A 21,938-nucleotide genomic window follows, 5' to 3' on the forward strand; every position below is an offset into this window, starting at 1 on the left:
CGGGGCTCCCTTACCAGTCATGGTAGATCGTCTTCCAGGCTGTGGTGAGGCCTTCGCGCGACTCCTCGGTGCTCAGCCTGTCGTCGATCGACTTGAACTGGGCGTAGGCCTCGTCAAAGCGCATCAGGTTGTAAAGCGCCCAGCCGCGCAGGATGCCGAGGTTCCGCGGCTCGGGCTCCAGTTCCCGGCGGGCGTCGAGCAGGCGCAGCACGTCGTTGTAGCGCTTGTCCTCCAATGCGCGGCCGGCCTCCGTCGCCATCAGCGAGGCGCGGATTTCCGCCTTCTGCTTCGGAGTCAGGTTGGCGCGCGGCAGGTCGCGGATCAGGCCGGTGACGTCCCCGGTCTCCAGCCGCGCGATGGCCTGACCATAGGCGTTCTCCTGCGCCGGCGTCGGGGTCTGCTGCGCGCCCGATCCGGACTGGATGCCGTCGCCCCCCTTGCCGGCAGCGGATGCCCCGCCCTTCGCCGGTTTTGGCGCGGCCTTCGGAGCCGGCTCGCGCGCCGCCAGGGTCTGCGCCTCGGCGAAGGCGGCCTCGGCCTCCGACGGGCGCTTCAGCTCCAGCAGGCACCAGCCGCGCTGCTGCAACAGGGCGGCGGTCGGGCCGCTTCTGGCGATGGTGGCGCGGATGATGCCGAGGCAGCCGGCGAAATCGTGCCGGGCCAGCGCGCGGTCAAGCTCGCTCGGGCCCTGCGGCGCGGCGCTCCCACCGGAGCCGGAGGGACCGCGCGGCGGATCCACCGCCTTCAGCGCCTGATCGATGCGGCTCGACTTGCCCTTCCAGGGAGCTGCCGCGGCGCGGGCCTGGGCCTTCTCGCCCAGCCCGTTGTAGGCCAGCACCAGCCCTTCCGCCGCCTTGTCGGACGGCGTCCAGCCATTGGCCTGGGAGAACCAGCTTTGCGCCTCGGCATAGTTCTTCTGCTTCTGGAAGTACCAGCCGAGCGCGATGGCGCCGTCGGCGTCCTGCTTGTCGCGGATGATGCCCTGGACGCGCGACAGGTCGGCCGCCGACAGGGCGCCGGGCCTGGCGTTGCCGAGCCGCTCCAGCAGACGGCCGGTCTCCAGCTCCGCTTCGGCGGTGCGGACGCTGGAATAGTCCTCTCCGGTCGCCGGGTTGCTGGTGGCACCGAGCGCGGTCAGCTCGCGCAGCTGCTCCGGGCTGAGATAGCGGGACGCCTTGAAGATGGTGTCGCGCCGCTCCTTGGCCTTGGGGCAGGTGGTGACGATGGTCTTGTAGGTGTCGAAGGCGCGATCGGCCTGCTTCAGCTCGGCATAGGCTTCCGCCAGCCGCCAGGCATTGTCCAGCCGGTTGCAGGCCACCGCCTGCGGTTGGGCGGCGGCGGCATCGACCACCTCCTGCCAGCGCTTGGTGTCGCTGGCCGAGCGGATGCGGCCGGCGCTCTCGGCGAGGTCGAGTTCCTGGAGAAGCTTGTCGGACGGCTGCCAGGACGGCGACTTTCGGCGCTGTTCGGCGATGGCGGCCCGCGCCTCCGCCACCTTGCCGGCGGACAGCAGGGACCAGAACGGGCTTTCGTCGACGCCGGCGGTGGCCGGCTGCGGCGCGAACAGATCCTTGGGCGGTTCCCAGCCGGGGTCGAGCGCCCGCAGGCGGGCGATCTCCGCCTCCAGCCGCTCGCCGTCGCCGATGCGGGCGTAATAGCGCAGCGCCGTCTCGTCCACCTTGCCGGCGGCGGGGGCGGAGCCGCTGCCGGGGGCGGGAGCCACCTCCACCTTCACGCCGGGAGCGAGCGCGCGGGCACCGCCGGTCGACTGGGCCCAGGCGCTGGACCAGACGCCGGCCCCGCCGCCGATCGCGGCGATGCCGGCGAGAAGAAGGGCCGGAAGATGGACAGGACGGGTCACGGATCGATCCCCAGGCTTTGCGCCGCGAGCGCGGAAAAATGGGCCAAGGTGGTGGAGTAATAGTCTTCGTCCGGCGCCAGCGGCGGCACCGTCACCGCATCGCCGGCCCCGGCGAGACGGCAGGCCAGCCGGTAGACCGCGAGCATGCCGACCGACGCCGCCACCTGGGTGGTGGTGCCGCCGGGCAACGAAACGGTAGCGGGAACCGCCGTGCCGCCATATTTCGTCGCCAGCGTGGCGAAGGGGCGGAAATAATAGGGGTCGCGGTAGCCGTCCAGCGCCAGATAGAGCGGCACCCGCACGGCGTCGTAGCCGTACTGCTTCTTGAAGCCGTCGGCGATGCCCACCGTTCCGGATGCCTCGAGCGTCATCCAGTCCGGCGGCAGCTGGAAGCCGCCGAAGCGCGCCTTCGACAGCAGGACCAGCCCGGAATCGGACAGCTTGCCCCAGCGCTCGCCCCCCGGCAGAGCGGCGAAGGCGCGGATGGCCGGAAAAATCCAATAGCTGGGGTTGAGGACCAGCGTGTCGCCCTTGCGGAAGCCGTCGCGTCCCGGCAGCACCACCGTCAGCCCGGCCTGCTCGACCAGCAGCCCGGAGGCCAGCGCCTTGACGATGGCGACGGCGGCGGTGCGGTAGGCCTCCGCCTGCCAGGTTTCCGCGGCGCGCAGCAGCGCCCAGGCGATCAGCATGTCGCCATCCGACGCATTGTTTCGGTCGGCGACCCCGCCGTCGGGCGTCCAGCGCCACGCCACCAGCCCGTCGCCGCGCACCATAAGCACGCGCTGGGTCCAGCTCCAAAGCCGGTCGAAGGCGGCACGGTCGCCCCCCGCCACCGCCAGCAGCATGCCGTACCCCTGTCCTTCCGAATGGCTGATGCCCTTGTTGCCGGTATCGACGATGCGGCCTTCCGGCAGCAGAAACCGTTCGGCGTAGCGGCGCCATGCCGCCCCGTCGTAGGGGGCGGCGCGCACGGCCCCCGGCAATGCCGCGGCCAAGCCCAGGGAGGCCGTGCCGATCAGCATGTCGCGCCGCGATGTTCCGGCAGGTGGCGTCATGACCCGCTCCGTTCCCGATGCCCGCTCTTCAGCAGCAGGCGCATGCTGACCGTCAGCACCACCGCCGTTCCCAGCAGCAGGGCGAACAGAAGCTCGATCCGCTGCGACAGATTGCGGGCCAGAATCAGGATCAGGTTGCCGATGTCAAAGGGATTGAGAATGATCTGGTAGGGACGCGAGGTTTCCAGCGTGGTGATGGCCGGCGCGGCACTGCTCCACAGCGCCCCGCCGCCGCGCAGCTTGTCCCACAGGCCGGCCTCGCCCAGGCTGCGCATGGCGCGGTCGACGGCGCGCGGGTCGGCGGCGGTCAGCAGCGTCCAGGTCAGCGGATCGGCCCCCGGCGCGCGGTATTGCAGCAGGGCCGCCTCGGGCAGGGTCTCTGCATTCTCGGTCAGCGCGACCACGTCGACCGGCGCATCCTCCACCGTCCAGTGGTTGATGTAGCGCGCCGCCGCGCCCATCACCCGACGCGCCCAATCGGGCACCCAGCCACGGCCGGCGGCGGCCGGGTCCTTGGCATCGCCGGCCATCCGCTGCCAGCGGTTGGCGGCACCGCCATCCGCCGCCAGGGCGGCTCCCGCGATGCCCATCGGTTGCCCGATCCCCTGGCCCATGCCCTGCGGCATGGCCCCCGACCGCGCCGGCCCCGGACGGGCGGCGTTGCCCGACCAGCCCAGCCGCAGCCGGTCGGCCAGGGCGCGGCGGTCGGATGCCGCCATCGGCTCGCCGCGGGCCTTGGCCTGCGCGATCAGGGCGCCCGCCTCCAGAAGACCGGCCAGACGGTCGGCCGGCAGCGGGGCGGCGGTGAAGACCGCCTGCGGCAGCGCCGCCACCGGACCGACGATCAGCGCATTGTCGTTCGGTGCGCCGTCCCAGCCGGTATAGGGCACGACGGCCAACAGGTCGCCCGCCCGCTGCGCCAGCCGGGCGGTCAGGCTCCAGGCGGCACCGAACCAGGCCGGATCGCGCCCGACGACGACGAGGTCGAAGGGGGGCGCCTGCTCTCCCCCGGCGGTGCCGCCATAGGGAAAGGCGGTGTTGGCGAAGCCGCCCAGATTCGGCAACGTGACCAGACGGGCGAAGCCGGGGATCTCGATGCTCGACGTATCCGACAGGGTGAAGGTCGGGCGCCGCACGGCGAAGACACAGTCGGTGCCGCCGGCCGGCGGTAGCTCCGCCTCCACCTCGATCACATTGGGGCCGGGACGGAACAGCGCCATCGGCAGCGGCATCTCGCCATTGTCGATGATGCCGCTGGACCGCTTGTCGATTTCCATGGCGCCGGCCGACTTGCCGTTCACCTGGACATTCAGGATGGCGCCGGGCCCGAGATTGCCCTCGAACGCGGCGTTGACGTGGAACAGGATGGAGCGATCGCTGACCGGGGCGAAACCGGCCGGCAGGGTCAGGCCGAAGCGGCCGGTATAGCGGTAGCCGCTGTGCTGCACCGTCTGGAACCCCAGCTCCGACAGGTGGTAGCGCCCCTCCACCTGCACCGGCGGGGCCGGCGGGGCGCCGGGAAGCGCCGCGTCGGTGACGATGGTCGCACTCTGGGTCGGCAACGGCCGCGTCACGTCGGACAGCCGCATCACCGCCTGGTCCACCTCCTGCTGCGTGCGGCCCGACGCCACGGCGACGAAGCCGCCGCCGGCGGTGCTGCCGGTGCCGCTTCCCTCCGGACCGGCTTTGCCGGCGGGAAGCGGATAGACGGCCAGGAACGGCCCGGTGATGGCGGCGGCGCGCGCTTCACCCAGCAGGGGAGCGATGCGGTCGCGGGTTCCGATCAGGATGTTCTTGCCGCCAGGCAGGGGCAGGCTTTCCAGCGTCGGCCCCCCGCTGCCGGGCGCGGTGCCGGCAGGCTTCACCGGCACCGCCACCACCCGTGGCGTCTGGTCGCCCAGCAGCAGGCCGTAGGACTGCGCCACCATGGACCCCCAGCCGAGAGCGTCGGCGTCGATCTCGCCGCCGGGATGGATGATCGCCAGCGGCTCCCGCGCACGGTCGGCGGAGGCCAGAAGCTGGCGCATCATCGCCAGATCCGGTTCCGGCACCCCGCCGTCCGACAGCAGCGTCAGCGACGAGGCGGCGAGGTTGACCCGCGCCCACAGATCGTAGGTGCCACGGACCGTGCAGATGGCGCGGTGCTGGGCGGCAGTCTGGAAGACGATCTGGTTCTCGCCGGGCCGGATCAGGCTGCTCGGCAGCGTGATGGAGGCGTTGACCGGCCCGCGGAAGGCGGCCAGCGGCAGGTCGGCCACCGGAGAGCCGTTGATGAAGACCGACATCGCCCCCTTTTCGGGCAGGATGTCGATGCCGTTCTCGTAGGTCAGCGTCAGCATGGCGCTGGTCAGCCCGATCACCGGCGGCAGCACGGCCCGCAGCGCCACCGTCTCGGTCTCGCCATGCAGGGTCACCTCCGGCTGGCCGTCGCGCAGGTTCGACAGCGGAATCACCCGGCGGTCGGCGGCCAGCGACGGCGCCGCACCGGCGATCCACTGGGCCAGCAGCGCCAGCAGGGCCAGCACCGCCCACAACAGCCGGCCGGCGCCGGTATGGTTGCCAATCCCCACCATCGCCATTACGGGGCCTGGAAGGTCAGGATGCGGCGCAGCGCGCCGGGCAGGGCCAGCAGCACATGGCCCAGCCGCGGAACCACCCGTGTGGCGAAGAACAGCAGCCCGCCGAAGAAGGTCGGGGCGGCCACCCGCTTGCGGTCGAGGAAACTGTCCCAGCCGACGCTGTTGCCGAAGACGAAGCGCGCCATCTCGACGATGTCCTGGCGGTCGCGCGGGGCGAAACCGGCGCCGACCGCCAACTCGCCATTGCGCATCTCGATCCGGAAGATGCGGACGCCGGTGGTGGTCGCGGCCTCCGTGTCCGTCGCGGAGATGGTCAGTACCGGGGTCTGGTCGGGCCGGTTCAGCAGGTCGCGCCATGCCGGATCGACCAGCAGCCCGACGCCGCCGGCCGACACGTCCGCGACCATCAGGTCGATGGTGGTGCCGTCAGCGAACTTGAGCAGCGCCGGGCGGTCGACGGTGAAACGCTCCTGCCGGCGGACGCGCTTGCGCTCGTAGACGACGGCAAGCCCGCCGAGGGCCAGCAGGAAGCTGAGCGAGCACCACACCGCCACCGGCACGATGGCGGCGCGGTGTTCCGGGAAGATCGAATAACGCCACGCGCAGGCCGCCAGCCCGGCGGCAAGCAGCAGCGTGGTGATGATGAAGGGCGTGGCGAGCGGAGAGAAACCGTCCTCCTCCACCGACTGCCCCTTGGCGGTGACCTTGAACACCGGGTCGCGCGGCCGCAGCAGCGTCGCGAGCGCGGCGCGGGAAACGTGGAAGGACTGGAGATACTCGTACAGCTCCGAGAACAGCGGCCAGCGCATCCGCCCATGCAGGAACTGCGACAGGAAGGCCGCGGCGAAGACGTGCGGGATGACGAAGCAGGCGAAGTCCGGCAGGTTGATGCGGTAGATCTCCAGCCCGAACAGGGCATAGCACAGCGGCGACAGCAGGAAGATCGGCCGCCAGAACCAGAAGAACCAGTACATCATGGTGCTGAGGTAGCACAGCCGCTGCGAGATGGTCAGGCCGCTCTTGAACAGCGGATTCTTCAAGAGGAACAGCTGGATCATGCCCTGGGTCCAGCGCGACCGCTGGGCGATGAAGCTGTCGAAGGTTTCCGGCTGAAGCCCGGCGATCAGCGGACGCGGCAGATAGACGCTGCGCCAGCCGCGCGAATGCAGTTCGAGCGCCGTCTCGCAATCCTCCGTCACCGTGTCGCCGCTGAAGCCGCCGACCTCCTCCAGCGCCGCGCGGCGGAGGATGGCGGCCGATCCGCAGAAGAAGGAGCCGTTCCAGCGATCCAGCCCGGGCTGGATCGAGTAATAGAACATCTCGTTCTCGCTGGGCATCCGCTCGAAGGTGCCGAGATTGTATTCGACCGGGTCGGGATTGACGAAGAAATGCGGCGTCTGGACCAGGAACAGGCCGGGATCCTGCTGGAAGAAGCCGGCCGTCGCCTGGAGGATGCCCACCGTCGGCACATGGTCGGCATCCAGGATCAGCACCAGATCGCCCGACGTCTTCTGGAAGGCGTGGTTGATGTTGCCGGCCTTGGCATGCTCGTTGCGCGGCCGGGTCATGTAGGTGACCTGAAGCCGTTCGCACAGCGCGGTCAGCGTCTCGCGCCGGGCCGAAGCCGCGGCGGCCTGCCGGGGGTCGCTGTGGGCCAGCTTCTGGTCGGTGCCGCCATCGTCCAGCAGATAGACGCGCAGCTTGTCGCGCGGGTAATCGATGCAGACCGCGGCGGCCAGCGTCGTCTCCAGCAGCTCCGGCTCCTCGTTGTAGGAGGGGATGTAGACGTCGACGCTGGGCCAGAAGGCGGGATCGCCCGTCGGCTCCGACGGTTCACGGGCGAGCGGGTCGATGATGACGAACAGCGAGGTCAGGAACAGGACGAAGGACAGCGCTTCGGCCGCGAACAGCGTCACGCCGGGAATGAAGTTCACCGGATCGTCCACCGGCGGCAGCGTGCCGGTCAGCCGCCAGAAGAAATAGCGGAAGGTGACGAAGGCCAGCAGCAGGACCGTCAGCGTGCGGGCATGCCAGAAGCGCTGGGCGAAACGCCCCAGCACGAAGGCGGCAGCCACCACGCCGGCCGATATGGCGGCACTTGCAAATCTTCCAACGGGAAGGGCAGCCAGCGCAAGAAACAAACCCGCCGACAGCAACAATAGAATCCAGAGCAGAACCGCACGCAGCGAGAATCGGCGACTGTTCGGATTCGGCTGTCGTTTGGATTGCTGCGCCTTATTGTTCAGGGGCCGAACAACGGTCTTGGCGCCGGGCGAGGTTGTCATGCGGGTCCGCAGAATGATGCCATTGCACCCTAGTGGGTGACCTCTTATGGCTCAAGCTTCGTTACAAATCGTTACTGACTTGAGACAAAGCCTGCTCAAAAACCTTGTTTCGTTAGGCCTGTGTCGTTCCGATAACGGTCATTCCGCCGCCGCGTCCCGGCAGCGCGGCATACTACTGGCTGCGACTCGGGGAAAAAATTGCCTACCGATCGCCCAAGGGGCTGGAAACGCAGCCGCAATCCGATTCCCGTGCGCGGCTGCCCTGCGCCACGGCTTGGGCTTGGGGGGATGACGGCGGGCGGGAATGCCGCCATGGTGGCTGACTATTCGTCCATCCACCGGTTGCAGCGCAAGGGTTCCGCCAGTCTTCATGCCAGCCTCCATGCCGATGTCCACCCTTCTGTCCGACGCCTTCGCCGTGCTGGCCCCGGTTTTCGTGGTGGCCGCGCTCGGCTATGGCTGGACTCGGGGGAAGCTGCCTTACGACAGCGCCTTCATCACCACCTTCGCGATCAACGTGTCGTCGCCCTGCCTGGTCTTCTCCGCCCTGACCCGGCTGCACCTGTCCGCCGACGTCATGGGGGAGATCGCGTTGGCCGCCACCCTGTGCATGGGGCTGACGGCGCTGGCCTCCATCCCGGTGCTGCTGGCGTCGGGTCTGTCGCTGCGGGTCTATGTGCCGGCGATGGCCTTCCCCAACGCCGGCAACCTGGGCCTGCCGGTCTGCCTGTTCGCCTTCGGGGAAAACGGCCTCAGCCTCGCCGTGCTGTTCTATGCAGTGATGTCGGTCGGCCAGTTCACCCTGGGGCCGGCGCTGGCCGCCGGACGGTTCGACCTGGGGCAGATGGCGCGCACCCCGACGATCTACGCGGTGGCGCTGGCTGTGGCGATCCAGCTGGCCGGGTGGCCGCTGCCGGTGTGGATCGGCAACACCACCACGCTGCTGGGCAACTGCGCCGTGCCGCTGATGCTGTTCTCGCTGGGGGTGGCGCTGTCGAAGCTGCGCCTGTCCGGAGCGGTGCGGGCGCTGTCGATGTCGGCCTTCCGTCTGGCCGTCGGCTTCGCCATGGGACTGCTGGTGGCCTGGGCGATGGGGCTGACCGGGGCGGCGCGCGGCGTGGTGCTGGTGCAGAGCTCCATGCCGGTGGCGGTCTTCAACTATCTCTGGGCGCTGCGCTACGGCAATTCGCCGGAGGATGTGGCCGGCATGGTCCTGGGGTCCACCGCCATGGCCTTCATCGGCCTGCCGGCGCTATTGATGTTCGTGATGCAATAGAAGGGAGGGGTCTCATGGCGCACAGGGAACACCGCTACGCCGTCCGGCTCGACTGGACCGGCAATCTCGGCACCGGCACCTCGTCCTACCGGGCCTACAGTCGCGACCACACGCTGAGCGCCGGGACCAAGCCGGCAATCCCCGCCACCTCGGACGCGGCCTTCCGCGGCGATCCGGCACGCTGGAACCCGGAGGAGATGCTGGTCGGTTCCCTGTCCTCCTGCCACCAGCTCTGGTACCTGCATCTCTGTTCGGCCGCCGGGATCGTCGTCACCGGCTACAGCGACGACGCGGACGGGGTGATGGAGGAGGAGGCCGACGGCGGCGGCCAGTTCACCGCCGTGGTCCTGCGGCCGCGGGTGACCCTGGCGCCGGGATCGGACGCCGGCAAGGCGTTGGCCCTGCACCACGAGGCGGCGGAGAAATGCTTCATCGCCCGGTCCGTCAATTTCCCGGTCCGGCATGAACCGGAGGTCGAGGTCGAAGCAGAGGCGGCCGACAATGGCCGCTGACCCCATGAGCATGCCGATGGAAGGTGCCCCCGCCCTGTCCGTCCTGGACGCCGTCGCCGGCCGGCGCAGCGTCCGTGCCTTTTTGGCCAGGCCGGTGGAGCGGGAGACGGTTCTGCGCATCCTCGATCTCGCCGCCCGCGCGCCGAGCGGCTCCAACATCCAGCCCTGGAAGGTCCATGCCATCGCCGGGGAGGCGCGCGCCGCCCTGTCGGCCGAGCTGCTGGCCGCCCATGAGGCGGGGGAGCCGGAAGTGCCGGAATATCCCTATTACCCGGAAAGCTGGCGCGAACCCTATCTCGGCCGCCGGCGGGCGGTCGGCTGGGCGCTCTACGGCTCCATCGGCATCGGCAAGGGCGACCGCGAGCGGATGGCGCGCCAGCATGGCCGCAACTGGCTGTTCTTCGGCGCGCCGGTCGGGCTGTTCTTCACCATCGACCGCGACATGGGCAAGGGCGCCTGGCTCGACCTCGGCATGTTCATGCAGAACGTCATGATCGTCGCCCGCGGCTTCGGGCTGGAGACCTGCCCGCAGGCCGCCTTCTGCTACCGCCACGCCATCACCGCACGGCATCTGGGCCTGCCCGATACGGAGATCATCGCCAGCGGCATGGCGCTGGGCTTCGCCGACTGGTCGGCACCGGAAAACAACTTCCCGACCGACCGCGAACCGGCCGAGGGATTCACCCGTTTCACCGGGTTCTGAAAACGGCGTCCTACAGGGTGATGAACCCGTTCGGCGCCACCGCCGACGGCGCACAGGGCGACAGCAGCCCGGCGACGAAGGCGGCGGTCTGGACCAGCACGCGCGGCGAGAAGGGCTTGGCGATATAGCCCAGCCCGGCCCCGCCGGCCTGCGCCTTGTTGGGCGGGTTCCCGGTGGCGAAGACGCAGGCGATCCCCATCGCCTTCAAGGCGCGGGCGACGTCGAGTCCGTTCGACCCGTTGGCCAGCTTGATGTCGACGAAGGCCATGTCGGGCTTCTCCTGCCCGGCCAGGGCCAGCGCGGTCGGCAGATCCTCGGCGATTCCCGTCACCTCGTGGCCGGCTGACTGAAGGGTCAGCGACACGCCCTCGGCGATCAGAAATTCGTCCTCTATGATCAATATCTTCATTGTTTTTCTTGTAAATTTTGCAGGACGGCCGGAAGGGTCACGCCCGGGTTGGCGTTCTTGGCTTCATCGGGAAAGTTAAAAGGAAGCGCGTCCCCGGAGTCAAACGTTCGATCTCCAGACGCCCTTTCAGTTGCCGCGTAAGATTGCGGACCGTGTTCAGACCGAAGCCGCCGCCGTTGCTTGCAACCTCGTCCGGCAGGCCAATCCCGTCGTCGGCGACGTCGATGCGGACCTCGTTCCCCGCCACCTCCATGTCCAGCTTGACCGTGCCGCGCCGCCCATCGGGAAAGGCGTGCTTGTAGCTGTTGGTCAGCAGTTCGTTGACGATCAGCGCCACCGGCACCGCGGTGTCGACCGGGGCGGGCAATGGCGCCCGGACCGCCATGGTCATCGCCGGCTCGCCGCCGCCGGTGGGCGGGATCGCGTTCTCGGCGATGCTGCGGATCAGGTCCGACAGCTCCACCGTGTCGTACACCGTCCCTTCGCCATAGAGGCGGCGATGAACCTCGGCGATCGCCAGCACGCGGCTGCTGCTGTCCAGCAGTTCCTCCCGCACCTCCTGGCTGCGATGCCGCATCGCCTGGGTCCGCAGCAGGTTGGCGACGATCTGCAGGGAGTTCTTGACCCGGTGGTTGACCTCGTCGAGCAGGATCCGGTTCTCCTGCAACGCCGTGGCCAGCGCCGCCCCCTCCGCCCGCTCGGCCTGGTAATCCCGCTCCAGCCGCCGGACGGTGGAGAAGCCGAGCCAGCCGATGACCGTGACGAAGACGATCCCATAGGCGATCATCAGCAATTCGAGAATGGTGGCGTGCCGGCTGCGCCGGGCGAGCAGCATGTCCTCCTCCGCCCGCATGGTGGCGGTCAGGCGCCGGATCCCGGCCATCGTGCTGGCGCCCTTCCCCTCGCGGATGGTCACCAGTGCCCGCTCCAGCCCGTCTTCGGTGGCCTGGCGCAAAACCTCGGCGATCTGGTCCAGCCTGTCGGCGGTCAGAGAGCGCAGGGCCTTCAGGGTATCCTGCTGAACCGGATTGTCGGCGGTCAGCGACCCGATGCTGTCCAGCAGCCGGCGGCTGCGCTCCCTCCCCTCCTCATAGGCGGCGAGATGAGCGGGATCCGACAACAGCAGGTATCCGCGCTGGCCGGATTCGGTGTCGGACAGGGTGGATTGCAGGGATTCGACGGTGGAGATGACCTCGTGGGTGTGGTCGACCCAGTCGATGGCGCGGCGATATTCGAGGAAGACGGCGACGAGCAGCAGGAAACCGACGAACAGGCCGCCGAGCAGCATCGCCGATACTCTGGCGGCTCGGGCGCGCACGGTGCGGCGCGCAAGGCTGGCGTCGGTGTTGGTGGGCATGGACCGTCCCCGTTTCGCGCCGTCACTGACCTCTCGGAACAGCCCGCACAGTCTGGATCTTCCCGCATCGGGGGCATTGACGTGAGTCAAAACAAGTTAAGTTGATGAACAACCAATATAGCTACCAACGCAGGATTTTCCTCACCCGCCTTGCAGATTCAGCGCCGACGCCAGCGTATCCTGCAGGCGGCTGGGCTGGATCGGCTTGTGCAGCAGCGCGCACTGGGCGCCCGCCGCCTCGCGCAGCCGGTCGGCCGAGGTGTCGCCGGTCAGCAGCACGCCGGGAACGTCGCGCGACAGGCGGCTGCGGACCATGTCCATCACCATCAGCCCGGTGGTGCCTTCCGGCAGGCGGTAATCGGCCAGGATCACGTCGGGCTTTTCCCCGCTGTCGATCAGGCTGCCCAGAAGCTCCTCCGCCTCGGCTCCGCTGCCGGCCTCCGCCACGCGATAGCCCCAATCCTCCAGCATCAGCACCAGCGCCATGCGGATGACGGCATCGTCCTCCACCAGCATGACCAGCCGCCCGCCATCGTCGGCGGCCCCGCCGCTGTCGGCGGCGCCAACGCCGCCCGCCTGTTCGAGGGCGTCGGATTTCGCCTCGCTCAGCGGCAGGCTGACGGTGAAGCGGCTGCCACGGCCGAGCGAGGAGGTCACGTCGATGGTGCCGCCCAGCATGGCGACCAGCCGCCGGGCGATGCTCAGCCCAAGCCCAAGCCCCTCCCGCCGGTCGCGGGCGGCGTTGCCGACCTGGAAGAAGTCCTGGAAGATGCGGTCGATGTGCTGGTCGGCGATGCCGATGCCGCTGTCCCACACCTCGATCTGCACCTGGTCGCCGCGTCGGCGCGCGCCAAGCAGAACCCGCCCGCCAGGCGCGAAACGCAGCGCATTGGACAGCAGGTTGCGCAGCACCCGCTCCAGCAGGCGCGGGTCGGTGCGCGTCGTCATCCGCGGCGCCACCAGACGCAGGCTCTGGCCGGCCTTCTCGGCCTGGGGAGCGAATTCCCCGTGCAGGCGGCCCAGCAGGGCGGCGAGATCGACGGCCTCCGGGCTGGCGGCGACCAACCCGGCTTCCAGCTTGGAGATGTCGAGCATCCGGTCCAGCATGCCGCCCAGCCCGCCGAGCGAGGACTGGATCTGCTCCGCCATCCGCCGCGCGCCGGCCGAGAGCTTTTCCTTCATCAGCAGGTCGGACAGCAGCAGCAGCGCCTGAACCGGCTGGCGCAGATCGTGGCTCGCCGCCGCCAGGAAGCGTTCGCGGGCATCGAGCGCCACGTTCAGATCGCGTTCGAGCGCTTTCACCGCGGTGATGTCGGCGACGCTGGACACCACGGCCTCCACCCCGCCGGCCGGATCGGCGACCGGGTGACTCGACACCCGCAGCCAGCGGGTGGGGGCGGTCGCCTCCTCCCCCTCGACCACGCCGATGATGCGTTCGGCCACCGGCTTGCCGCTGCGCGCCGCCTCCGCCGCCGGGGGAAGCCCGTGCAGCCGGTTGCCGTTGGCGTCGATGAAGCGGCGGCCGGCGGTGGTCGGGACCATCGTCGCCGGGGCGGTGGCCGGCGCCAGTTGCCCGTCCGCCCCACGCTCTCCCCGGCCTTCTCCCTCCAGGGCCGCCGCGGTGGGATCGAGCAGCGCGCGGGCCGGCCCGCCCAGCAGCCGCTCCGCCATGGCGTTCGCCAGCAGGCTGCGGCCGTCGACGGCGGTCATCGCCAGCGCGTCGTGCAGCGACTGGACCAGCACCCGGTGCCGCCGTTCGCTGAGGTTCAGCGCCGCTTCCGCCGTCCGCCGCGCGGTGACGTCGCGGAAGGCGACGACGGCGCCCTGGATGCGCTCCGCCATCGGGGCGAGCCGCATGCCGGACGACAGCATGGGGGAGATGGTCACCTCCACCAGCAGCGTCCCGCCATCCTCGCGCCTCAGCTTTTCGCAGGCGACGCTGCGCGGCCGGCCGTCGGTCAGCGACAGGGCCAGCGCGCGGGCCGCGCCAGCGGAAATCGGGGGCGTTTCGTCACCCGGCACCCGCTCCGCCTCCCCGGCCGGACCGGCCAGCAGGTCCGACGGCGGGCGGCCGATCAGGTCGAGGTCGAGATGGCCGGTCATCGCCGTCGCGGCGGCATTGACGAAGCGGATGCGGCCGTCGGCGTCCACCCCCAGGATGCCGTCGCCGACCGATTGCAGGATGTGGTGATAGTCGGCGCGCGCCCGTTCGGCGTCGTCGCGGGACTGCTGCACCTCGCGCAGCCAGGCGTTGCGTTCGGTCAGGTCGGTGATGGTCAGCAGCACGTCGCCACGGTCGCTGTCGTCCAGCGTCACCCGGCGGGCGTCGGTCAGCCCGTCGATGACCGTGCCCTGCGGGCCGAGGAAACGGAACTCCTGCCGGACCCACTCACCATGGTCGCGCAGCCGGCCGAGCGCGGTGAACAGCCGGCCATGGTCGACGCCGTCGACCAGCAGGGTCAGCGGCCGGCCCTTCAGCCGCAGCATCGGCAGGCCGAACTGCCGTTCGGCCGCGGCGTTCGCCTCGCCGACGATGCCGGCGGCATTGACCGCCAGGCAGGCCAGCGGCACCGACTGGAACAGCTGGAGATATTGCAGCCGCGACGCCTCCAGCGCCTGCTGGGCGCCGCGCAGTTCCTCGTTCTGGATCTCCAGCTCGGCCTGATGGACATACAGCTCGTGCAGCAGTTCCTTCATCGAGGTGGCGGTGATGTCCGACGCCTCGAAATGCCCGCCGCTGAGGATGGTTTCGGCACGGCGCCGCAGTCGGCCGGAGGAATCCTCGCTCATTCCTCTCCTCCATCGCCCCTGGCGTCGGCTTCACCGGTTCCGTCCAGTTGCAACTCCATCAGCTTGCGGTTGGTGATGTTGATGTGGCTGACGACGATGCCGCCGTCATGGTCTTTCAGGCGGGTGGCGTGCATCAGGAACCAGCGCTGCTCGTCGGGCGAATGGCAGGGATATTCGATGGAAAAACCGTCGGCCTCGCCGTCCAGGATGCGGCGCAGCCCGTCATGCACCGCGCGGGCGACGCTGTCCGTCGAAGCCGCCTCCGGCGCCAGGCAGACCTCCAGATAGTTGGTGCCGACACCGCAGCGCTCGATCGCTGGGGCGCCGTTGCGCCGGGCGAAGCCGCGCCAGGCGGCGTTCACCATGACGATCCGGCCTTCCCCGTCGGTGACGGCGATATGCTCCGGCAGGCTGTCCAGCACCTTTTGCAGCCGCTCCTGCGCCTGCTTGGTGTCCGTCACGTCGACGAAGGTCACCACCACGCCGGCGGTCTGATTCTTGTCGGTCAGATAGGGCAGGATGCGGGTCAGCACCCAGCGGCCGTCCCAGCGGCCGTCTTGGACGCGGACATGGCGTTCCACCGCCTCCTGCCCGTCGAACACCTTGCGGATGTCGCCGAGAAAGTCGGGATAGTCGATGTTGGTCGACAGATGCGCGATGGACCGGCCGATGTCGCGCGGGATGATGTTGATGAAGCCGGCCGCCGCCGGGGTGAAGCGGCGGATGACGAAATCGCCGTCGAGAAACACTGTGCCGATCTCGGTCGAGCGCAGCAGATTGTCCAGATCGTTGGTGATCTCGGTCAGCTCCTCCACCTTCGCCTGATATTCGGCGTTGACGGAGTACAGCTCCTCATTGACCGATTGCAGTTCCTCGTTGGTGCTCTGCAACTCCTCGTTCGAGGCCAGCAGTTCCTCGTTGGTCGCCTGGAGTTCCTCGTTGGCGGTCTCCAGCTCCTCGATGGTCGCCTGGAGATTCTCGCCGCGCGACAGCAGCTCCTGCTCCAGCCCGCGGATGCGCTCGGCGGCGTCGGCGTTCAGGTCGAACTCCGAATCCGGCACCGACAGCGGCAGCATGTTGGCGCGGTCCAGCACGACCAGGGCGAAGCGACGCCCGGTCTTGCGCGCGACATAGGGCTTGACCCGCAGGCTGAGCGCCGCCACGCCTTCGCAGTCCTTCACCGGAATGTTGGACAGTGCGAACTCCTCGCCGGAGCGGAAGGCCCGGTTCAGCGCGGTGCCCGTCACCATGGCGACCGACGACGGCAGCAGCTTCAGCACGTTCAGCGTCGCCTCGCCCGGCGGCACCTTCAGCAGGGACGAGGCATCGCCGAACACATGCATGATGGTCATCTGTTCGTTGACCAGCAGGCAGGGCGGCACATAGGCCTTCATCAGCGTCGCCATCGCCTCGTCGATGGCCGCGCCCTCCTCCATCGCCTGGGACGGCCCCTCGTCGCCATGGCGGGCCAGCGGCGCCGCGACCGTCGGAACCAGCAGCCGCGATAGCCGGAAGGACCCGGCTCGCAGGCTCTGGAAGACCTTGTTGCGGCTGTCGACGGTGTGGAAGTCGGACTGGAGGTCGCCCAGCGTCTCGCTGGTGCCGAGGAACAGGAAGCCGCTCTGGCGCAGCGCGTACTGGAACAGGCTCAGCACCTTGCGCTGCAGCGGCTGGTCCATATAGATCAGCAGGTTGCGGCAGCTCAGCAGGTCGATCTTGGTGAAGGGCGGGTCGCGCATGATGTTGTGGGCGGCGAACACCACCATCCGGCGGATGTCGCGCGACACCACATAGCTGTCGCCCCGCGCGGTGAAGAAGCGGGCCAGCCGTTCCTGCGACACGTCATCGGCGATCGCGCGCGGGTACTCGCCAAGGCTCGCCACCTCGATGCTGTCCTGGTCGATGTCGGTGGCGAAGATCTTGACGTCGACGCTGCGGCCCAGCCGCTCCTGCGCCTCGGCGAACAGGATGGCGAGGGAATAGGCCTCTTCGCCGCTGGCGCAGCCGCAGACCCAGACACGGATCATGTCGGTCGGGCTGCGGTTGGCGAGCAGGCTGGGGATCACCCGCTCGGCCAGAACACGGAACGCCGCCTCGTCGCGGAAGAAGCGGGTCACGCCGATCAGCATCTCCTTGTAGAGATTGACCGCCTCCGCACTGTTCCGCCGCAGAAGCGCGGCATACTCCTCCATCGACTCCAGCCCGGCCCCCTGCATGCGCCGCTCGATCCGCCGCAACAGCGTCGCCAACTTGTAATGCTGGAAATCGACGCCGGTGACAGAGCGGATCACCGCGATGATCTGGGCCAGCGGGTCGTCGCCATCCTCGCGCCGCTGCCTGGCCGGCATCGGGCGGGCACGGGCCAGCGCCTTGCGCGCATGCTCGATCAGCCGGGCCGGCAATTCCTCGGGCGGCAGGGTGGCGTCGATCTGCCCGGTGGCGAGCGCGCTGCGCGGCATGCCGTCGAACTGGGCCGTCTCCGGCTGCTGGACCGCGGCGAATCCGCCGGCCGACTTGATCGCCATCAGGCCGCGCGTGCCGTCCGACCCGGTCCCCGACAGGATCAGGCCGATGGCCAGCGGGCCCTGGTCGCGGGCCAGCGCCGTCAGGAAGATGTCGATCGGCAGGCTCATCCCGCCGCCGACATCCTTGGCGGTCAGCCGCAGGCGGCCGTCCTCGATGCTCAGATGCTTACCCGGCGGCAGCAGATAGACGGTGTTGCGCAGGACCGGGACGCCTTCGGTCGCCTGCACCACCTCCATGGCCGTGTGCTTCGCCAGCAGATCGACCATCAGGCTCTTGTGCACCGGCGACAGGTGCTGGACCACGACATAGGCGAGGTCGCTATCGCCCGGCACCGCGTCGAAGAAACGCTGCAACGCCTCCAGCCCCCCGGCCGAGGCGCCGATGCCGACGATGCAGCAGGCCTGTTCCGCCGCCGCGGCCTCTTCGACCGCCACGGCCGCGCTTTCCGCATCGGGCGATGCGCTGTTGCTCGGGGCGGGCTGCGTGACCGGCGTATCGGTTGGCACGATGATAAACGAGTCCTTCTGGCGTCGGCCTGCCGGTTCTCGGTGCAAGCGAGCTCCTGGCTATATCCAACGCACTTGGTTTGGTCAACTTGACTATCGCAGGAGATCATCCTGCAACATCCTCATTTTAACTGGAATGCCCGTATCTCCGCATCGATTTGACTTTGGTTTTATAACGAATGTATCGTGTCTTAATCATTTTGCGTCTTCTCACCGGCACCGGCCCATCCGAAAGGCCCGAATGCCGGCCGTCATCGGGACGGGAGACCTGACGCGCGCGAAAATCCTGCTATGTTTGCTTCCCCCAGGCGCCACATCCTGGAGCGCCCCAGGGCATGCAAGGCAGCGGGAACGGGTCATGAGCTTCACCTCGATCTATCGCCACGGCTTCGCGCGGGTGGCCGCCTGCACCACGCGCAGCACCCCCGCCGATCCGGCGGCCAACGCCGCGGCGGTGCTGGAGGCGGCACGGGCCTGCCACGACAAATCGGTGGCGGTGGCGCTGTTCCCCGAACTGGCGCTGTCCGCCTATGCCATCGACGATCTGCTGATGCAGGATCCGCTGATCGACGCGGTGGAACAGGCGATCCTCGATCTGGTCCAGGCCTCGACCGGGCTGATGCCGCTGCTGCTGGTCGGCGCGCCGCTGCTGCATGACGGGCGGCTCTACAACACGGCGGTGGCGATCCACCGGGGCGAGCTGCTGGGCGTGGTGCCGAAGCAGCATCTGCCGAACTACCGGGAATTCTACGAGCGGCGCCAGTTCGCGTCGGGCGCCGGCACCGAAGGCGGGACGATCCGCATCGGCGACCTGACCACCCCCTTCGGCCCCGACCTGCTGTTCTCGGCCGAGGACCAGCCCGGTCTGGTCGTCCATGCCGAGATCTGCGAGGATCTGTGGGTTCCGGCCCCGCCCAGCACGATGGCGGCACTGGCCGGCGCCACCATTCTCGCCAACCTGTCGGCCAGCAACATCACCATCGGCAAGTCCGACACCCGCCGGCTGCTGGCGAAATCGCAGTCGGCGCGCTGCCTCGCCGCCTATCTCTATTCATCGGCCGGGGCCGGGGAATCGACCACCGACCTCGCCTGGGACGGCCAGACCTCGATCTTCGAGAATGGCGAGAAGCTGGCGGAGACCGACCGCTTCCCCGACGGCGCCCAGATGGCGGTCGCCGACGTCGATCTCGACCTGCTGCGCCAGGAACGGCTGCGCCAGGGCACCTTCGACGACAACCGCCGCCTGTTCGGCGAGGCGACGGCCAGGTTCCGCACCGTCGCCTTCCGGCTCGACGCGCCGGAGGAGGATGTCGGTCTGCTGCGCGTGGTGCCGCGCCTGCCCTTCGTCCCGGCCGCCGCCGAACGGCTGGAGCAGGACTGCTACGAGGCCTACAACATCCAGGTCGCGGGACTGGTGCAGCGGCTGCGCGCCACCGGGATCAGGACGGTGGTGATCGGCGTTTCGGGTGGTCTGGACAGCACCCATGCCCTGATCGTCGCCGCCCGCGCCATGGACCGGCTCGGCCTGCCGCGCACCGGCATCCTCGGCTACACCATGCCCGGCTTCGGCACCAGCGAGGGCACCAAGTCCAACGCCTGGCGGCTGATGACGGCGCTGGGGGTGACGGCCAAGGAACTCGACATCCGGCCGGCTGCAAACCAGATGCTGAAGGACATGGAGCATCCCTACGCCAGCGGCGAGGCGGTGTATGACATCACCTTCGAGAATGTGCAGGCCGGCCTGCGCACCGATTACCTGTTCCGCCTTGCCAACCATCACAACGGCATCGTTCTCGGCACCGGCGACCTGTCGGAACTGGCGCTGGGCTGGTGCACCTATGGCGTCGGCGACCAGATGTCCCATTACAACGTCAATGCCGGCGTGCCGAAGACGCTGATCCAGCATCTGATCCGCTGGGTCGGCCGCACCGGCCAGTTCCAGCAGGAGGTGTCGGAGACGCTGGACGCCATCCTGAAGACGGAGATCTCGCCGGAACTGGTGCCGGCCGGTTCCGACAAGGCGCTGCAAAGCTCCGAATCCGTGGTCGGACCCTACGACTTGCAGGACTTCACCCTGTTCTACGTGCTGCGCTACGGCTTCCGCCCGTCGAAGATCGCCTTTCTGGCCCGCCATGCCTGGGCCGATGCCGCCAAGGGCGACTGGCCGGAAGGCTATCCGCTGGAGAAGCGCCGCGCCTACAGCCCGGCCGAGATCCGCGACTGGCTGCGCGTGTTCCTGCGCCGATTCTTCGGCTTCAGCCAGTTCAAGCGCTCCGCCATGCCGAACGGCCCGAAGGTGACCGCCGGCGGCTCGCTGTCGCCCCGCGGCGACTGGCGGGCGCCGTCCGACGGCAACGCCCGCATCTGGCTGGAGGAGCTGGAGCGCGAGGTGCCGGCGGAGTGAGGACAGCGGCCCGGTGACGGATGCATCCGGGCCTTCTCACCTCACGCGCTCGAACTCCAGATGCGGCACATACTGGCGGCCGCTCGGGTCGGTGATCGGCGATGCAACGACCTTCAGACGGTCGGCCCCCAGTTCTTCGACCTTGCGCATCTGGGTCACCCCCTGCCAGGGGGGAAAGGTGGATTGCGACACCTTGGTGGCGAAGGTGCCCGCGGCCTCGTCTACGCTGAAGGATCCGAAATAGGCGATCGCCGGACCGACGGGATCCGTCGGTACGGTGTTCGGTCTGGCGGCGCGATCCCCGGCGACGATGATGGCGCTGAACATGCCTTCCGGCGTGAAGACCAGGAGCCCCTGCGGCGCGGGCCCCCAGGTCTCCCGCTTCGTCCCGTCGGTGAACTGGTCGTAGACGACCACAAGCTTCCAGGTGCCGACAAGTCCGGCACGGATCGTCTCGCCGGCCCAGGCAATGCAGCTGGCGCAGGTGACGAGCCCGACGATGGCGGCGGCAAGCTTCTTCTTCATGGAAAGGGACCTTTCTTTCGGGAGGCGGGTCTTTCGGGAGGCGGGCGCGGAGCGCGCCCGGCCTGAAGTTCACGGCGTCAGCGATGCCGCATATGCGGCCAGCGCGACCATCTCCGGGACGGTCATCCGCGCGGCGTTCTCCTTCATCGGCTCCGCCATCGATCCACCCCTCAGGCCGTGCTTGAACTCGTAGAGCTGGCGGACGATGTAGGAGGGCGAGCGGCCGGCCAGCGGCGGGATGTCGGCGACGCCTTCAAGGCGTTCCCCGTGGCAGGCGATACAGGCGACGATGCGGTCGGGGCTCCCCTCCCTGGCGATCGTCCCGCCGAGTGCGAGGCTGCCGACCGGCACATAGGCGGTGAACGTCACGCGGGAGTCCCGATTGATGAAATTCTCCTCGTCATCGGGCATCTCGATGATGCGGCCGGCCAGCGGCTCCGAACCACCACCCTTCCTGGGCGTGTAATACCAGGATGGGACATAGCTGGCGGGAACGCTGTCGGTTTCGACGACCCTGATGCGGGCCGGAAGCGGCTGCGACGCATAATACGCCACCGCCTGCCTGATCTCGTCGTCGGTCAATTCCTTCAGACCGGTGATCATGCGGAACACGTGCGCACGCTCCTTCACTCCGGTGGAGCGCGCCCCACTGCGGAAGTCGTCGATCTGGCGCAGCATATAGGCCGCCGGCAGGCCGGCGAGGCTCGCATTCTCCGGCCCGCCGACCCCCTCGGGCCGATGACAGACGCCACAGGGCCGCAGATTCGGCTTACGCCCTTCGGCAACCACCGGCGGCATCGGGGGGTGAGCCTGCGGGAACCAGTCACGGGCAACGAAAAGATCGCGGATCTCGGTCAGGGTATAGCCGCGGATGCTGCCCGGCACCTGGCGAACCGTGCCATCGTCCTTGGGAGGCACATAATCCTGCGGGGCGATCGGATAGGCCCAAACCGGAGGAGCCTCGTCGGCTCCGGCAGCCGTCGCGGCAAGGCAAAGGGCGGCGAACATCACGGTGCGAGCCGCGCGGATGGGAGACTGCATCATTGGCTCCAAACTCTAACGTGGGACGGACCGGTCTCCCCTGTTCCGGATCGGAGGTTCGGGACCGCCCCCGGATGTCCGCCACAGGTCTCCGCTCACATCGATCGGC

14 protein-coding genes are annotated in these 21,938 nt (G+C 68.9%); 4 read left to right on the forward strand and 10 right to left on the reverse strand.

The annotated features are described in order from the left end of the window. Window positions 1–10 precede the first annotated feature (10 nt). Genes E6C72_RS19165 through bcsA form a run of 4 tightly spaced genes read right to left on the reverse strand, consistent with a single transcriptional unit; the run spans window position 11 to window position 7,780 of the window. Complete coding sequence (locus E6C72_RS19165; protein WP_109443053.1) at window positions 11–1,861, reverse strand: hypothetical protein; 1,851 nt, start codon at window positions 1,859–1,861, stop codon at window positions 11–13. Beyond that, window positions 1,858–2,916, reverse strand: a complete 1,059-nt coding sequence (locus tag E6C72_RS19170; protein WP_109443054.1) for a glycosyl hydrolase family 8 — start codon at window positions 2,914–2,916, stop codon at window positions 1,858–1,860. The genes E6C72_RS19165 and E6C72_RS19170 overlap by 4 nt, the downstream gene beginning before the upstream one ends. After that, a complete protein-coding gene (locus tag E6C72_RS19175; protein ID WP_109443077.1) occupies window positions 2,913–5,489 on the reverse strand; it encodes a cellulose biosynthesis cyclic di-GMP-binding regulatory protein BcsB in 2,577 nt (858 codons plus the stop codon). Before E6C72_RS19175 ends, E6C72_RS19170 begins: the two co-directional genes overlap by 4 nt. 5 nt (window positions 5,490–5,494) lie before the next feature. Next, window positions 5,495–7,780 (reverse strand): UDP-forming cellulose synthase catalytic subunit, encoded by a 2,286-nt coding sequence (bcsA, locus tag E6C72_RS19180; protein WP_109443055.1) that lies wholly within the window; start codon window positions 7,778–7,780, stop codon window positions 5,495–5,497. Window positions 7,781–8,162: 382 nt separating this feature from the next. Here bcsA and E6C72_RS19185 point away from each other — a divergent pair, with 382 nt between their 5' ends. From E6C72_RS19185 to E6C72_RS19195, 3 genes are read left to right on the forward strand one after another with little or no spacing between them, the layout of a single operon-like run. Continuing rightward, window positions 8,163–9,056, forward strand: a complete 894-nt coding sequence (locus tag E6C72_RS19185) for an AEC family transporter (protein ID WP_109443056.1) — start codon at window positions 8,163–8,165, stop codon at window positions 9,054–9,056. A 14-nt stretch (window positions 9,057–9,070) separates the two neighbouring features. After that, a complete protein-coding gene (locus tag E6C72_RS19190) occupies window positions 9,071–9,568 on the forward strand; it encodes an OsmC family protein (RefSeq protein ID WP_109443057.1) in 498 nt (165 codons plus the stop codon). Further along, complete coding sequence (locus E6C72_RS19195) at window positions 9,558–10,271, forward strand: nitroreductase (protein ID WP_247875945.1); 714 nt, start codon at window positions 9,558–9,560, stop codon at window positions 10,269–10,271. Before E6C72_RS19190 ends, E6C72_RS19195 begins: the two co-directional genes overlap by 11 nt. 10 nt (window positions 10,272–10,281) lie before the next feature. Here E6C72_RS19195 and E6C72_RS19200 read toward each other — a convergent pair whose 3' ends face one another. From E6C72_RS19200 to E6C72_RS19215, 4 genes are all read right to left on the reverse strand, one after another. Continuing rightward, entirely contained in the window at window positions 10,282–10,680 is a 399-nt protein-coding gene (locus E6C72_RS19200) for a response regulator (protein WP_109443058.1), read from the reverse strand. 37 nt (window positions 10,681–10,717) lie between these two features. Further along, on the reverse strand, window positions 10,718–12,037 hold the full coding sequence (locus E6C72_RS19205; protein ID WP_109443059.1) for a sensor histidine kinase: 1,320 nt from the start codon (window positions 12,035–12,037) through the stop codon (window positions 10,718–10,720). Between the two features lie 141 nt (window positions 12,038–12,178). Then, the gene (locus E6C72_RS19210) at window positions 12,179–14,827 is read right to left on the reverse strand and encodes a PAS domain S-box protein (RefSeq protein WP_109443060.1); all 2,649 of its coding nucleotides are present in this window, start codon (window positions 14,825–14,827) and stop codon (window positions 12,179–12,181) included. Continuing rightward, window positions 14,824–17,859 carry a chemotaxis protein CheB gene (locus E6C72_RS19215; protein ID WP_247875946.1) on the reverse strand — a complete coding sequence of 1,012 codons (3,036 nt, stop codon included), beginning with the start codon at window positions 17,857–17,859 and terminating at the stop codon, window positions 14,824–14,826. The genes E6C72_RS19210 and E6C72_RS19215 overlap by 4 nt, the downstream gene beginning before the upstream one ends. A gap of 358 nt (window positions 17,860–18,217) precedes the next feature. Between E6C72_RS19215 and E6C72_RS19220 the strand changes: the two genes are divergently transcribed. Further along, a complete protein-coding gene (locus E6C72_RS19220; protein WP_109443061.1) occupies window positions 18,218–20,263 on the forward strand; it encodes an NAD(+) synthase in 2,046 nt (681 codons plus the stop codon). A gap of 36 nt (window positions 20,264–20,299) precedes the next feature. Here E6C72_RS19220 and E6C72_RS19225 read toward each other — a convergent pair whose 3' ends face one another. Both E6C72_RS19225 and E6C72_RS19230 read right to left on the reverse strand, forming a co-directional pair. Beyond that, entirely contained in the window at window positions 20,300–20,788 is a 489-nt protein-coding gene (locus E6C72_RS19225; RefSeq protein ID WP_109443062.1) for a lipocalin-like domain-containing protein, read from the reverse strand. A 69-nt stretch (window positions 20,789–20,857) separates the two neighbouring features. Next, the gene (locus E6C72_RS19230) at window positions 20,858–21,832 is read right to left on the reverse strand and encodes a c-type cytochrome (RefSeq protein ID WP_109443063.1); all 975 of its coding nucleotides are present in this window, start codon (window positions 21,830–21,832) and stop codon (window positions 20,858–20,860) included. Window positions 21,833–21,938: the final 106 nt, after the last annotated feature.

The sequence above is a fragment of the Azospirillum sp. TSH100 genome, from assembly GCF_004923295.1.
Lineage (GTDB): Bacteria > Pseudomonadota > Alphaproteobacteria > Azospirillales > Azospirillaceae > Azospirillum.